15 protein-coding genes are annotated in these 13,182 nt (G+C 52.7%); 7 read left to right on the forward strand and 8 right to left on the reverse strand.

Translation table 11 applies throughout. The annotated features are described in order from the left end of the window. Window positions 1-10: 10 nt before the first annotated feature. A complete protein-coding gene (locus tag PYRFU_RS01380) occupies window positions 11-715 on the forward strand; it encodes an MBL fold metallo-hydrolase (RefSeq protein ID WP_014025814.1) in 705 nt (234 codons plus the stop codon). Between the two features lie 3 nt (window positions 716-718). Here the strand turns inward: PYRFU_RS01380 and PYRFU_RS01385 are convergent, their stop codons facing one another. Genes PYRFU_RS01385 through PYRFU_RS01395 form a run of 3 tightly spaced genes read right to left on the reverse strand, consistent with a single transcriptional unit; the run spans window position 719 to window position 2,725 of the window. Beyond that, the gene (locus PYRFU_RS01385) at window positions 719-1,957 is read right to left on the reverse strand and encodes a phosphoadenosine phosphosulfate reductase family protein (RefSeq protein WP_014025815.1); all 1,239 of its coding nucleotides are present in this window, start codon (window positions 1,955-1,957) and stop codon (window positions 719-721) included. A 5-nt stretch (window positions 1,958-1,962) separates the two neighbouring features. Next, the gene (gene gatC, locus PYRFU_RS01390; protein ID WP_014025816.1) at window positions 1,963-2,259 is read right to left on the reverse strand and encodes an Asp-tRNA(Asn)/Glu-tRNA(Gln) amidotransferase subunit GatC; all 297 of its coding nucleotides are present in this window, start codon (window positions 2,257-2,259) and stop codon (window positions 1,963-1,965) included. Next, window positions 2,204-2,725, reverse strand: a complete 522-nt coding sequence (locus PYRFU_RS01395) for a hypothetical protein (RefSeq protein WP_014025817.1) — start codon at window positions 2,723-2,725, stop codon at window positions 2,204-2,206. The genes gatC and PYRFU_RS01395 overlap by 56 nt, the downstream gene beginning before the upstream one ends. Before the next feature lie 158 nt (window positions 2,726-2,883). On the opposite strand from PYRFU_RS01395, the gene PYRFU_RS01400 reads away from it, so the two are divergent. The 5 genes from PYRFU_RS01400 to PYRFU_RS10315 all read left to right on the forward strand — a co-directional run bounded on the left by PYRFU_RS01400 (window position 2,884) and on the right by PYRFU_RS10315 (window position 7,644). Then, on the forward strand, window positions 2,884-3,879 hold the full coding sequence (locus PYRFU_RS01400) for a hypothetical protein (RefSeq protein WP_048191313.1): 996 nt from the start codon (window positions 2,884-2,886) through the stop codon (window positions 3,877-3,879). A gap of 5 nt (window positions 3,880-3,884) precedes the next feature. Continuing rightward, the gene (locus PYRFU_RS01405) at window positions 3,885-4,838 is read left to right on the forward strand and encodes an NADH-quinone oxidoreductase subunit B family protein (RefSeq protein ID WP_014025819.1); all 954 of its coding nucleotides are present in this window, start codon (window positions 3,885-3,887) and stop codon (window positions 4,836-4,838) included. Between the two features lie 5 nt (window positions 4,839-4,843). Beyond that, window positions 4,844-6,262, forward strand: coding sequence for a Ni/Fe hydrogenase subunit alpha (locus PYRFU_RS01410; RefSeq protein ID WP_048191314.1), 1,419 nt, complete (start codon window positions 4,844-4,846; stop codon window positions 6,260-6,262). After that, window positions 6,262-6,579, forward strand: coding sequence for a 4Fe-4S dicluster domain-containing protein (locus PYRFU_RS01415; RefSeq protein WP_014025821.1), 318 nt, complete (start codon window positions 6,262-6,264; stop codon window positions 6,577-6,579). Before PYRFU_RS01410 ends, PYRFU_RS01415 begins: the two co-directional genes overlap by 1 nt. Window positions 6,580-7,071: 492 nt before the next feature. Continuing rightward, a complete protein-coding gene (locus PYRFU_RS10315) occupies window positions 7,072-7,644 on the forward strand; it encodes an RNA methyltransferase (protein WP_167827780.1) in 573 nt (190 codons plus the stop codon). Here the strand turns inward: PYRFU_RS10315 and PYRFU_RS09810 are convergent. From PYRFU_RS09810 to PYRFU_RS01445, 5 genes are all read right to left on the reverse strand, one after another. Next, the gene (locus tag PYRFU_RS09810; RefSeq protein WP_014025823.1) at window positions 7,561-8,442 is read right to left on the reverse strand and encodes a pantoate kinase; all 882 of its coding nucleotides are present in this window, start codon (window positions 8,440-8,442) and stop codon (window positions 7,561-7,563) included. The two genes, PYRFU_RS10315 and PYRFU_RS09810, sit on opposite strands and share 84 nt — an antisense overlap. Beyond that, the gene (gene coaBC / locus PYRFU_RS01430) at window positions 8,439-9,656 is read right to left on the reverse strand and encodes a bifunctional phosphopantothenoylcysteine decarboxylase/phosphopantothenate--cysteine ligase CoaBC (RefSeq protein ID WP_014025824.1); all 1,218 of its coding nucleotides are present in this window, start codon (window positions 9,654-9,656) and stop codon (window positions 8,439-8,441) included. Before coaBC ends, PYRFU_RS09810 begins: the two co-directional genes overlap by 4 nt. Before the next feature lie 39 nt (window positions 9,657-9,695). Beyond that, complete coding sequence (locus PYRFU_RS01435) at window positions 9,696-10,121, reverse strand: hypothetical protein (protein WP_014025825.1); 426 nt, start codon at window positions 10,119-10,121, stop codon at window positions 9,696-9,698. 151 nt (window positions 10,122-10,272) lie between these two features. Beyond that, window positions 10,273-10,965, reverse strand: coding sequence for an MBL fold metallo-hydrolase (locus PYRFU_RS01440; protein ID WP_014025826.1), 693 nt, complete (start codon window positions 10,963-10,965; stop codon window positions 10,273-10,275). A gap of 201 nt (window positions 10,966-11,166) precedes the next feature. Then, window positions 11,167-12,351, reverse strand: coding sequence for a metallopeptidase TldD-related protein (locus PYRFU_RS01445; RefSeq protein WP_014025827.1), 1,185 nt, complete (start codon window positions 12,349-12,351; stop codon window positions 11,167-11,169). Window positions 12,352-12,423: 72 nt separating this feature from the next. Between PYRFU_RS01445 and PYRFU_RS01450 the strand changes: the two genes are divergently transcribed. After that, complete coding sequence (locus PYRFU_RS01450; protein WP_014025828.1) at window positions 12,424-13,155, forward strand: hypothetical protein; 732 nt, start codon at window positions 12,424-12,426, stop codon at window positions 13,153-13,155. Window positions 13,156-13,182: the final 27 nt, after the last annotated feature.

The raw sequence follows: 13,182 nt of genomic DNA on the forward strand, positions 1-13,182 counted from the left end.
AAGCGTCGAGTTGAGCGTCAAGTTAACCGTATTAGTGGATAACGAGGCTGGAGGCGGGCTGCGTAGCTCATGGGGACTGTCTATATTAGTCGAGAAGGATGATGTGCATATTCTCTTTGACGCGGATACGGAACCCGAGGTGCTCGAGTACAACGCGGCTAGACTTGGCGTAGATCTTGGATTGATAAGCTTCGCTGTACTTAGCCACCCTCACCGTGACCACTATGGAGGTTTTAGCGCGGTCGGTAAAAGTGCAAACAGAGTGGAGGTATACGTGCCTAGGGGGTCGAGGAGGGTAGCCCGGCTTTTACGGAAATGGGGCTTGCAGCCCATCGAGGTTAATGAGACTATAGAGGTAGTCAAGGGTGTCTACATTGTTGGTCCCTTCCGGGGCGTCTACAAGGGGCGCGAGATACCAGAGCAAAGTCTCGTAATAGGTGTTGGTGATGGACGTGCAGTTGTGCTTGTTGGGTGTGGGCACCCGGGTGTCGATACAATCATCAAGACAGTGGTTGAAACGCTTAATGTTAAGCCTATTCTCGTCATAGGAGGGTTTCACGAACCACCGTTCGATGTGATTGATAGGCTTGCGTCTTTGGTAGACGGAAAGATATGTGCGATACACTGCAGTGGTGACGAGACTAAACGGTATATCAGGGAGAGATATCCTGGCAAGTATTGCGATGCGCGTGCAGGAACGGTAATAACATTGTAGTGGCTATTGTTGAGCCTCGGTTTCATCCTGTCTTGTAACTTTATCCGTGGTTCTCGGGGGTACGGGCTTCACTATTCTCGCTGAGAGGACGCGAGCGGCTACGTCCGGCGGGTTTAGTATTGGTGCCTCGGGGAGAGACTCGACCCAAAGACTACGATAGTTCTCGTTTACCTCGCGCGCTTTTACCTCCTCCACTTCACCTCTTTCAAGCATCTTCTCCAACACTTGCTTCGCCCGGTATACGAGGATGGCCTCCTTTCTCGGGTAGCGCCAGAGATGGTGCTCTGCAAACACCTCGTAGGGAATATCGCTATACCATTTCCTATGCTCCTTTTTCAACACGGTTTCTATGAAGCCAGGGTCTTCCAGCTCCTCAATTACCGTAAACTCGTGTAGAGACTTGAATGGGCATAAGGTGCACGCGACACGTGGCAGACCGTCAAAGTAAGCGGGGTGCACGAGGTCAGCTTCTCTGGTCAACTTGACAACGTCTAGAAGTGTCATTAGGTATGTTGGGCGGAACTTCCTTCCAGAGAGGTACTCGTGGCGAGATGCTGGTGCGGCTAGCTTCTCGAGCCTCTTTGGGGCCTCCATAATTCTGTCGGCGACTACCTCTAGGGCACCACGATGACGCTTCTTATACTCTCTCATAGGCTTGACTTTGAAGAAGGTGCACCACCTGTCACCTCTCCTAGGCAATCCGCGCCAGAGGAGGTAACTACGGAACTTTCTTCTCGGAGCCTCGATGATTTCAATGTCTATGCTTAACCTCTTCGCGACTTCCTCGACGAACTTGACGTTCCTCGGGGACTCTATGTATGGTATGTGTATGTAGAGGACATCCAGCTTCAAGCCTAGTTTCTCTGCAAGAGCGAGTAGCACGAGAAGTGCTGCTGTAGAGTCCTTCCCTCCACTATAACCGAGAGCAACGCGTCTGCCCCGAAGCTCCTTCCCAACGAGCTTGACCAAGCGGTCCACGTGATCTTCCAGTTTCGTTAGGGTGTATGCATGTACGTAAGGCGCGGCAAGCACCCAGAGGCGATAAGGGATTCTTATATCGCCAATGCGCAGTGTACCATCGCGCTCGAGAAATTTTGTCACATCAGCGCCACGCTCCTTGTCAAGCCAGAATATGGCTCGTAGCAAACGATGGTCAAGATCATAGTGGACAACGGCCTCTGCAGCCCCACCCTGAAGCAGCTCTGCTCTACCATTCCTAATCACGGGGTAAAGCTCTGTCAAGGGGCCTACTCCTCCACGAGCTTGGGCGCCTTGACGAACCCGTCGATAACCTCAACAGCGTTGCGTAAAGCCTCCTCGCGAGGCAGGCTAGGCTTTGGATCATCGCGTCGTAGCAGCCCCTCCACGTCGCTCGGGTGGTAGAGCGGATCACCCACAACCTTGGCATCTAGTAGTACTCTCATCCACTCAAGTATCTTTGACAACTCGGATATCATACGCTCCTCTTCCTCCGGAGTCAAAGAGATCCTAACCATCTCCTCGAGCCTCTTGACCAGCTCTCTGTCCACTCTCAGCTCGTGCACACAACTCACCTGCCAACTCCTCTATGAGAGGGATAGCCTCCCTTATAGCAAGACTAGCGGCCTCTCCATCAAAAGGTGACCCTATGCCACACTCCACAAGGTAGACGAGTGGGTGTCTGCCAGTGACCGCCTTCGAAACCTCCATAGCCATACAGAGAGCCTCTAAAAGACCAGCCTCGTGCAGCGCATTCAACTCTAGCTGATCGCAACTCTCCACTATGGTAGTGCGCACCGTGCCCCTGGGTACACGTCGCGATGCATCAACTACGATGAGAGCGTCGTAATCATGTATAAGGTGTATCAGTGCTTGTACGCCTCTACCAAGCCATCTTGCCTCGCCACACGGTAGACGTATCTGCTCGACAATACTTTTGGCGCATGCATCACCAGGTATAAGCTCATTCCCAAACCCAGCAACAAGCAAACGCAATGGAGTACCTGCCTCCGACCTCCTAGTACCAGCCAAGCATGGGCTCCTGGCCTTGAAATTAAACCTAGGTGCGGGGGACATCTAGTTGACCATACATATGATAGTTGTAAAGTGTGAAAAACGATATTTGATGCCACGTGTGTCCGTGTGCCCGGGGTCTTTTATCCGACCCTTAACCGGTTGGGGTGCTAACCGTGTCTAAGGCTATATCGGAGCATGACAACTTGGCTATGGTAAAGCCTCTAGTCTCTGAGGAAGAGATATACCTGGATATAGAGGCGATGATCAAGCTTATGGCGATAACAGTACGTGGTCTAGAGCTTGCAGTTGGACAGAGAAGCGCAATGGCGCTAGGAACAATCATGGGCTCGCAACTTTACAAAAGCATGTCGCCTAGTATAAAGGGTAAGAACTTGAAGGAGGCTCTCGAGGCCGTAAACACACGTAGTTTCCGTATAGATGTTTACAAGATGCGAGGAAAAGTGGTCCATGAAGACCCGCAAACGGGGCGCAAGGTGTTCTATTACGTTGGACGGGAGTGTCCGATACGACAAATACTATACCACGAGGATATTCCCGCCGGAGGTACACTTTGTCGCATAATGTGTAGTTTCGTGGAACAGTTGTTAGCGGATGTACTAGGTGGCAAGTATTCTGTGAAACTGTTGCGTTACGGGCCTAATGCGTGCTTCCTGCGTGTAGAGATAGTTAACGGTCCGCAGCCTCCAGACGATGTCGCCGTATACTCGAAGAAACCTAGTCTAGAAGAGTATGTCATGTTGCTACGTGAGGACCTTAGGTCTATACTTGTGGCTTTCGATGCAACTGTAGATAGAGTATTGGGCGGCAATCCGACTATGAGTTACATGGCAGGTAAGAGGTATGGACTCCTAGATGGCGACAACCTGCTAAGTACTATTGGCAGAACGATCAGCGTCGACGAAGCCATAACCGTGCTAAACGTGGCTTACAAAGGTTTGCTAGAGCTGAGCAAGGAGGGTGACGTAATTAGCCTAGAAAGGAGTGTGTTCCACGATCTAGTCGAGAAGCTGCAGCTTGGACGTGCAGTCTTCATCTATCGTACTCTGCAAGGCTACCTAGCTGGGCTTTTAGAGAGGCTAACTGGTCACCGTGTTGACCTACGCGGTTTAGATGAGAAAGCTACGCAACTAAAGATTCTCATGAGGTGAAGACCGTGAGTGGCGGGAAGCTCACACTCGCTGTTGTGCCTCTGACAGGGTGTGGGGGCTGTGAGGTACAAGTGTTGAGGACGTTTGAGAAGTATCCAGAGCTATACGAAAAGTATGATGTGGTGTATTGGCCGCTCGTTGTTGAAGCCGAGGAGATGCCAGAGAGCGTCGACGTAGTACTAGTGGAAGGTAGTGTTAGGACCAAGAAAGATGTTGACGTGTTAAGAAAGGCGCGTAAAGCTGCAAGATACTTGATAACCCTAGGCTCTTGTGCAGGCTTCGGCGGTATAAACGGACAGGCTGACTACTTCCCGATAGAAGAGAACATGAAAAGTATCTATGGTAAAGAGAAGCTAGAAAATAGCGTTGACATGCTAGAAAGACTGTATGCACCCTCGGATGTAGTCCCAGTCGACTATGTAGTACCGAGGTGTCCGCCAACACCAGAAGTGTTATACAAAGTGCTCACAGCGGTGTATGAAGGCAAAAGGCCGCCAGCAACCTTGTACAGCGTCTGTACGCAGTGTCCAAGAGAAATGCGCGAGATAAAGCAAGAGATTACCGAAGAGTTCTTCAAGAAGGGCTTGCCAGGCCCCGATGTTGACCCGAAGACCTGTCTTCTAAGCCAAGGGTACCTATGCATGGGGTCAGTAACCATCGTTGGTTGTGGTGCGCCATGTACTAGGGCTGGTATCCCGTGTTTCGGGTGTGGAGGCCCGACAGCCGAAATCGCCGTCCGTAGAGACCAGGACATACCAGTTGCACTTGCAAGGATAATAGCAACGCTTGCGGGAATGGATCCCATCGAGGGTGGAGAGAAGGTACTCAAGATACTAGAGAAAGTATACGGCATGAGGAGATTCTATACGTTCACGCTTGAATCCGAAGTTTTCAGAAGAAAGCCACGTGGTTTTGCTATTAGACTCTTGGCAGAGAATAGGAGGGCGCAGCAAGGGTGAGGCGCATGGCGGGCAAAGAGATTAGGCTAGATATGACACTCATAGAGGGTCACGCCAACGTCCTGATACGTGTAGGTGACGATGGAAAAGTGGCAGAGAGGGTACTCTACCAGGGTGTCGACACTAGATTCTTCGAGAGACTCTGGGCGGGTATGAACATAGACGAGATGCCAAGAGTAACGCCAATGATATGCGGAGTTTGCAGTGCGACACACCATGTGTGTAGCGCGCTAGCAGTTGACAAAGTTAGGGGTGTTGAGCCGCCCGAGACTGCGCAAAACATCAGGGCAATGATAAACCTAGGCATACATCTTAACAACCAGGCGTTGCACCTCGTGGTTATGGGTCTACCGGACTTCCTCCCGGCGAGTGAGAAGAGGCGCAGCGTGTTCAGGCTAATGGCGTCAAGGCCTGCTCTGGCTAAGACAGGATTGAAGATAATGGAGCTTGGACATACGGTAGTGGCGGTATTCGGCGGTAGAGAGGTGCATCCGATAAACGCTGTATCTGGTGGTGTTGCTAGGGCTCCCAGCGAGCATGAAGTTAAGGAGCTCCGAGAAAAGTTTGAGAAGCTGAAGAGTGACCTAGAGACGTTCAAGAAGGAGGCTTTGAACCTCCTTGCCGAGAGCAAAGAGAAAATATCGAATTACGAGAGCGGGACAGAATACATGTTAGCTGTTGTTGATAGCAAGACTGGCGGTTTCACGCCGCTCGAGGGTGTGGCAAAGGTTATCGATAGTAAAGGTAATGTGGTTGTCGAGTTCCGTCCCGAGGAGTACACCAAGGTTATCGACGAGAAGGTGTTCGACTACACGTATGTCAAGATGCCGGTGTTGAGGAGCAAGGGTTACCCCCAGGGTGGTATGCGTACCGGCCCTCTGGCAAGAGTAAACATCGTCAAGAGCTATGGTGTTGAAGAGGCTGATGAACTACGTGACAAGCTGTTCGAGGAATGGGGCAGACCAGCGACGCACCCACTACTGTACCACTATGCGCGCGTCGTAGAGACAATAGCTGTCTACGAGTTGATACAACGTGCTCTAGATGAGTGGGACTTCTGGAGCACGCCGTTACGGAATTACACTGACAGTGTGCGCGGAGAGGGTGTTGCGATGATAGAAGCGCCTAGAGGCACGTTGATACATCATTATAGAGCGAGAGAAGATGGTGCAACTGAGTACGTGAACGTCATTACGCCAACGACATTTAACGCTGTTGCAATGGAGAACGATTTGACCAAGTTCTTCCAGGGCAAAAATGTTGCCAAGATGAGTGATCGCGAGATATATGCACATGCTGTGGCGATAGTGAGGCCTTACGACCCGTGTATGGCTTGTGCAACGCACACAGTAGCTGAGCACCAGCTTGGCAAGATCTTAATAGTTGATAAAAACTTGAATGTAGTGAGGGAGGTGAAACCGTGATGGCTGAGGATATACTTGCACATGTAGAGAAAGTGCAAGAAGAAGTAGAAGTGGCAACCAAACCTAAAGCTATAATCATCGACAAGAACGTATGCATGAAGTGTTACAACTGTGTCAGATCGTGCACCGTATTCAACAGCGTCTATGAAATCGGCGAAGACGGTTATCCCTACGCAGCCCGCCTCGACGACTGTATAATGTGCCTAATGTGCCACTTTGTCTGTCCAACTCGTGCGATAACGCACGTGGGCATCCGAACAGTGACCATACTAGTGCTTGACAAGGATATCGCGCAAAAGATGACAAAGATAATGTAAATACAAGACAATTTTATAGATCAGCGCGAGGCCCTCCGCGCGCCCGCCCCTCCTTTTGTAAACGTGTACTCGCTGTGTTCGCGTATCGTCTATCATAGCTATGTAGTTGAGATAGCTGGAGGGTCTGTGCCCTCAATGTAACTTTTTCATTGCGACGGATGTTCTCGCTTGAGGAGTTGATTATAGACACGGCATGAGTTTACACGAGCATCTTGAATATTGTAAGATTATGTTTTAGTGTGGATGAGGGTCGGCGATGCGGGGCTTCACGCATCCCCCTTGCGGGGCTTGTTAGCCGGGTGTTCCGGGCTTCCTCCTCATCCCGCGGGAAGTGGTAGAAACCCCCGGCGGTTTCTCGGTAGCGCCGGCCCACCGGCATGCCCGGGGGGCTTTTGCCCCCCGGTGGACCGGGCAACCCCACGGTTCGTCCTCATTGAACGCCGCCGGGGGTCCATGGTGACGGGTGTGTCCCGGTCTTTATTGTATAAGCGTTTGTCTTCAGCTCGTGTTGTGTGGCTCGTCTTTTCGTCGGGCAGGGCGTGGTATCGTGGCGGGATACGTGGTTGGGCTGGCTCTAGTGGGCGGCTTGATGTTGTTGCTAGGGTGATGCTGGCGGCGTGTTACCCAGGGTGTGATGCGCAAGGAGGGTGCCTGTTTGCCGCCTCGCTGCAAGGCCCCGCATTGTTCGTGCACGAGGCTGGTGGCAGGATGTGTAGAGAGTATGAGGCCGGCGAGGAGATACTACGTGGCTTGCAGGGAGTGTCGCGTTTAAGTATGGTATACCCGGGCTTATCAGGTGTAGAGTTGTTGAGTTTGGCTAAGAGTCTAGGCTACCGGGTTCTTCTCCTAAGTGAGAGGTGTCCTGTGTCCTGGAGAGTATCGCTCAATAGGCGTGTTGTCGTGCTCGGAGCAGATATTGACCCGCCGTCTGCAGTCCATAGTCTCGCGGACGAGTGTATCAGCGTAGGGCCTATTAGCTACCTAGCAAGTAGTGTGGCTGCACTGCTTAACGTTCTCTCGCAGATCGATCCACCTAGTGAAGGGCCTGGTATTGGTGAGGCGTAACAGTATGGCCCTCAACCCTATCTTCTCGAGGCATTCGATAGTATTGTGTGGCTCGTCCACTATGATTACCAGCGAGCCCTTCTTATACACGACGAGATGGGCCCTCGATGAACATTCTGCTATTGCACGTCTAGCCGCCTCGGGGGGCGGGGTTGCACGCATTGTAAACTCTCTTGCAGCCCTCGCCAAGCTCTCAAGGCTGGGCTCTCTCCTCACGGCTTCGTACGCATGTATAGCATCGTCTTGTGTTACCCTGCTCCACATCTCGCGTAGTAGAACCCGGGTATCCACGCTTCTAACTGGTACGGCAACGGCCCACAGCTCCTCAACCGGGTGTGCTTCTGCACGGCCACCTACACCAGGCGCACCAGGCTCTACACGTACCTCTAGACCCCATGCCGTGTACAACGCTGTCACATCTCCTAGGCCTGTACCCTCTAGAACCTCAGCTACATGCGCCTCGTCAGCAGCGCGGATGCTACTAATAGCTCTTAGGCCAGCGTATGCCAGGCATGCAGCTAGCGTGACTGCGCCGCTTACAGCTAGGCCATAGCCAGGCGGGTATGGAGTCTCAACGCGAATGAATTCATTATTCCATCCTAGTGAGCGGAGGCATCTCAGCGCAGGTGGTATCTTGGGACCGTGGTAACCCCCAGGAGCGTTGCAGGCTAATGCGCGTACTGGAGGCTCTAGCATGAGGCCGGCTCCTAGGCTGCCATCGTGAAGTGGATCGCCTCTTACCACTGGCACCCAGACTATACTGAGGTGTAAAGGTACTCGTGCCTCGACGCACTTCATCTCTTTCTCCTCGCGCGTAGCGCGGCCAAAGCTATATCGAGAAGACGCCTTGCTACGAGCCTCTTAGGAGCCTCCGGGATATACTCCACAAGCCCCCATCTAGTCACCACTACAACCTCATTAGTGGCCGAGGCGAAAGCGCGCCCGGCAGCATTGGCAACAACAATATCGAAACCGTGTTTCTCAAGCTTCTTCTTAGCCTCTTCCTTCAGGCCTTCCGGATCCGATACAGGTGCGGCAGTAAACCCGATGTGGAGAGCTTGTGGCGCCGCATCGCGGACGGCAAGGCTAACCTTAGGATTCTCAATAAGCCTTAGTACCAGTCCATTCTCGCTAGCCTCCTCGCTGCGTATCTTGCCTTCTCTCTTCTCAGCTGGACGGAAGTCCACCGGTGCAGCTACGTGGAAGACTATGTGAGGGAGGAGAGTCCTAGCCTCTCTTGCCGCTACCTGTGCCATCTCTTCTGCAGTCTCAACACGGATGCTCAGAGCCCTCCTGGGAGGCTCTAGACAAGTAGGACCATGCACTACGGTAACCTGTGCCCCCCTATCTACCGCCTCGCCAGCAACACTATACCCCATCAATCCCGTGGAGGGGTTCGAAATGAAGCGTATGTCGTCAATCCACTCTCTAGTAGGCCCCGCGGTCACGAGTACACGGAGCCCGGCATAATCCCTACCCCTAGCAATTACAGTATCTACCCAGTATACCACCTCGTCGACCGGAGGATGCTTAGCCCTACTCTCGGCCAGGAGAGGCTCCAGAACATAGACCCCAAGATCCTCCAGTTGATCAATGATATCGTTAGTTGCTCTGCTCCACAGTTGACCGTGCATAGCCGGTACCATGAGAACCGGCTTGCCAGCGCCAATGAACGCCTGGGCTAGCAGCGAGGCTTCCGTGTCACCCAGGCCGGCTGCAACCTTGGCCATGGTATCAAGGGTAGCCGGGTCTATGAGAAGCGCGTCACACTCCTCAGAGAGTGTTATGTGATCGCGGCGTACAGAGCCCCATAGAGTGTAGACGCTTTCGCCGGTAGCCCACTCGAGGAGCTTGGGAGTTACGAACTCGGCGCCAGCCTTGGTTATGGCGGGTACCACGCGTGCACCCAGACGTCGTAATCCCCGTGCAACATCAATAGCGCGGTAAGCAGCTACACTTCCCGTGAATACCTGGAGTATGCAACGACCAGTGACGCCCCACGAAACGCCCATCAGCGTCACCGGCCCACGCTAACCAAGCGCCACCACCAGTTAAACACCGGGTTGCTCCTCGCCACCCCACACGCCTCTGCATTCCAGAGCGCTGCTGTGCACCTCTATACGCCTAGGGCTGCCCTCCAAGCCGACAACCACAGTAACGTTAACATCGATACCGAGTCCAGTGTCAAGAACGAGTCTTATAGTCCTGCTACCGGCGCAACCATTGCCGACATCCTTCAAAATCCAGTCTCCTAGCACGACAGCCACGAGCCTTTGTGATACGAGGCTACGATGAAGTACTGCTCCGCAAGTCCTGGCTAGCAGCTCGGCAACACGCTCGACAAACCCCTTCAACGCGTTACCCTCGTAACGTGCATCCGGAGCATATAGGCCAAGAGCGCGGCTCCATACTACACGTGCCCACGACGGGGCAAGCCTCCCAGCACGCTCAAGTGCCTGTCTACACGCCTCCGACACGGAGCAGCACCTCGGTCCGTGTAGTGGCATGCAGCGGTAGATACGCAAAACCCTAAAAGCAATAAAAGCAATGTACGGATAAAGTGCATTGTAGCAAGACGGCCTTCAGTCAATGTGGATGATGGTGGAGCTGGTTGATGTTTGTGAAAAGCTACCCTCGTATTAGCCACGGCGCCTCTAACACATAGACACTGGGTTCGCTCGGAAGCTCATCTCTAGACACGCTAAACTCGTTGTTCTCGAGCCTCACAACTCTCCTACGTTTGCGTACCACAGACAAGAACTCATCTAGAGGGTCTAGAGGTAGGAAGTAGCCGCGAAGCCAGTAATGGATGGGTACCCCAACTTTAGCCTCGAGCATGTCGAGGACCTCTGCAGCTTCGCGCGGGTGCATAGTATACACTCCGCCCGCAGGAACAAACACGATATCAGCACGAAGCTGCTTAGCCTCTTCTTCGCCAGGTACAATGCCAGCATCGCCTAGATGAGTGAAAGTGATGCCGTCAACCTCTATCCTATAGGCTACCACGAAACCCCTGTAACGCCCGCCAAACTCGTCGTGGGGTAGCTTTACACCCTTAACTCGGAATGGGCCTAGGCTAAACTCGCCAGTACGCTCGACTACTACCTCTCGAGTAGAGTCGCCTTTAACAACATCAACTGCGTTGTGATCAAAGTGTCTGTGGGTAACAAGGATGTAGTGTGGATTTGGTTTAGGAGGCTTGACGCCTACGCCTATACTAGCCCCGTCGTGCGGGTCTATCATGAGGCGTGTATCGTCATAGACTAGCTCTATACACGCGTGACCCCACCATCGTACAATCACAGCCAACTTCCACACCACGCTATGATACCCTGGAAAGCCCGGCTAACAACCCGGCTCTCCCCATGGACGGGTGCCGGGGCGGCGGCAAGGAAATCGAGGAAAATAGTCTAGACGAGCAGACTCTAAGTCGGACGTTTCTAGACGATGGTGTGCTCGTGGCGTGCAATAGACAGCTGGAATTGTGGCGTGTAGATGATGCGTGTGTAGGTGCGGCGGACTCTAGTCGACATAAGCTTGGAGGCGTATTGTGGGTGCTAGCTCGACTTGAGGATGGCCCTTCTCGGTCGTGAACCTAGTCCATAGTTGCCTGCCCAACGCGTCTATGGTCATTAATTCCTTGCCGAGGCGTAGACGAATACGGTTGAGCCGAATAGCGCTTACTATCTCGCCATGGTCGACGAGCCATGCTAGTTCGGGTATAATAGTCACTACGTTGTTGTCGAGAAAGGCGCTGTGAACCGTCTCTACAAGAACACCCCTTCTAGTCTCCTCGATAATCTCCTGCTCTCTCCAATCACCAGTGCTAAGGACGAGAACGGCGTGCAACGCTTTCGGTGGATGAAAGAGACCACGGGCTGATCCAGGCTTGCCGGATGCACTCCACCTTGTACCAAGATGCTCTTTAACAACGCCCATGTGCACAAGCGTCCTCGAAGCTGCGACAACCGCTTCATCGTCGAAAGGATGGTTATACGGTGCTAGCGTATTGTAAGGCTCGTCTCGTAACGAAAAGGACTCGGGAGCTATCTGGGCACCCGTGGGTAGTCTTGCACCCCAATCGCCTTCAAGAGCGTGTCCAATCTCGTGTATCAAGGAGCCTGCGGCGCTGCCCGCTAGTATCACGCTCCACCTGCCAGCATCCATAGGCGAGATGCTTTTGAGGCTCTTGGAGGCTAGTGTAGCCTTCTCACACATGCGCTCAACTATGTGTGGTAGCAGTCGTAGACTTTGAGCATCGGTGGTAGCTATACGGTCAGACACTGAAAGCCTACCATAAGCTATCGAGATTATCACGTCGATGTAACAGTGCGTATACTCGGCCGCACCATCTGCATGGTTAATCCTCTTCTCGAAGCATACTAGGCTAGCCACTATCTCAGTGGGGCATTTCGCGCTTCTCCCAGCCTCTTCGATAACAGCCTCCAGTTCAAGCGGGTCAAGCTGGATTTTTGCACCCTCCACCCTCCCTGTGAAGAGAACCGCCTCTTTCAACTCGCCTTTGCCGCGGGGAGTAGGCTCCTTCAAAGGCTTAGAGTCACATCTCCACGAGCGTATACGCCATGCACCATCATACACTCTTACAGCTTCCCAACAATCCTCAGATACGTTAAGCTCGACGCTACCAAGCCTATACGCTGCTTCCGCGACGCGTGTACGCAGATACACCCTGTCTCTATAGGCCATGCTTCGGCCACTCAGATACGTATGGTAATGCCCCTTATTCGTAACACCCCTGGATACGAGGGCGCCCCACGGATGACCGTGGATGAGAACGAGGTGCGCAAGTTTGTAGAATGGCTGCCAGAGATAAGCGAGGATGAAGCATACGTAGTGCAAGTTATGCTCAGACCGTGGAAGCCGAGCCACACTAACATACCGAAATCGGGTCTTCTACACCTGGAGGTTATCGAGGGTGGAGACGGGTTTAGAGAAAGACTGTTTGACGCCATTGTACGTGCTGCACTGCTTGCAAGCAATGCTGGCACAGTGTTTAGAGTCGCGCATCATGGTAGAATGGTCCGCGTGCCTCCAGATGCTGTGGCTGTATACACCAGGGTAAATCCAAGCCTATTGATTAGAGCAGCTACGCGTTTATGCATCGAGCACATCGAGTACCTGCAATCCGCGGCCTATAGCGGCAAAGTAGAATATTCGGTGTTAACGCGCAGAATAGCCTCAGTCTTGGCTCGGGAAATACACACGCGTTTCCACATAATAGATGTGGATGATGATAGCATAGTAGACAATGTCGTGGCAGCGGTCGAGGATATAGTAGGTTACGTGCCGCCAAGGATAAAGACTAGACGAGGCCTTCACATACTGGTTCCAGTGTCTAACTTGGATGCAAATAGAGCCAAGAAGTGGTTCCGTGAGGTTCTACCAATGTTAATGGAGAGGTATAGGGGGTTAATCGAGTATAAAAGAGAGGGTCTAGAGCCTACGCCAGGTACAGTCTACAAGGGCGTAGTCGTGAGGCTACTCCTATAGCTGGCATTATAACGTCCTACTTTGCAT

It is taken from the genome of Pyrolobus fumarii 1A (genome assembly GCF_000223395.1).
GTDB lineage: Archaea > Thermoproteota > Thermoprotei_A > Sulfolobales > Pyrodictiaceae > Pyrolobus > Pyrolobus fumarii.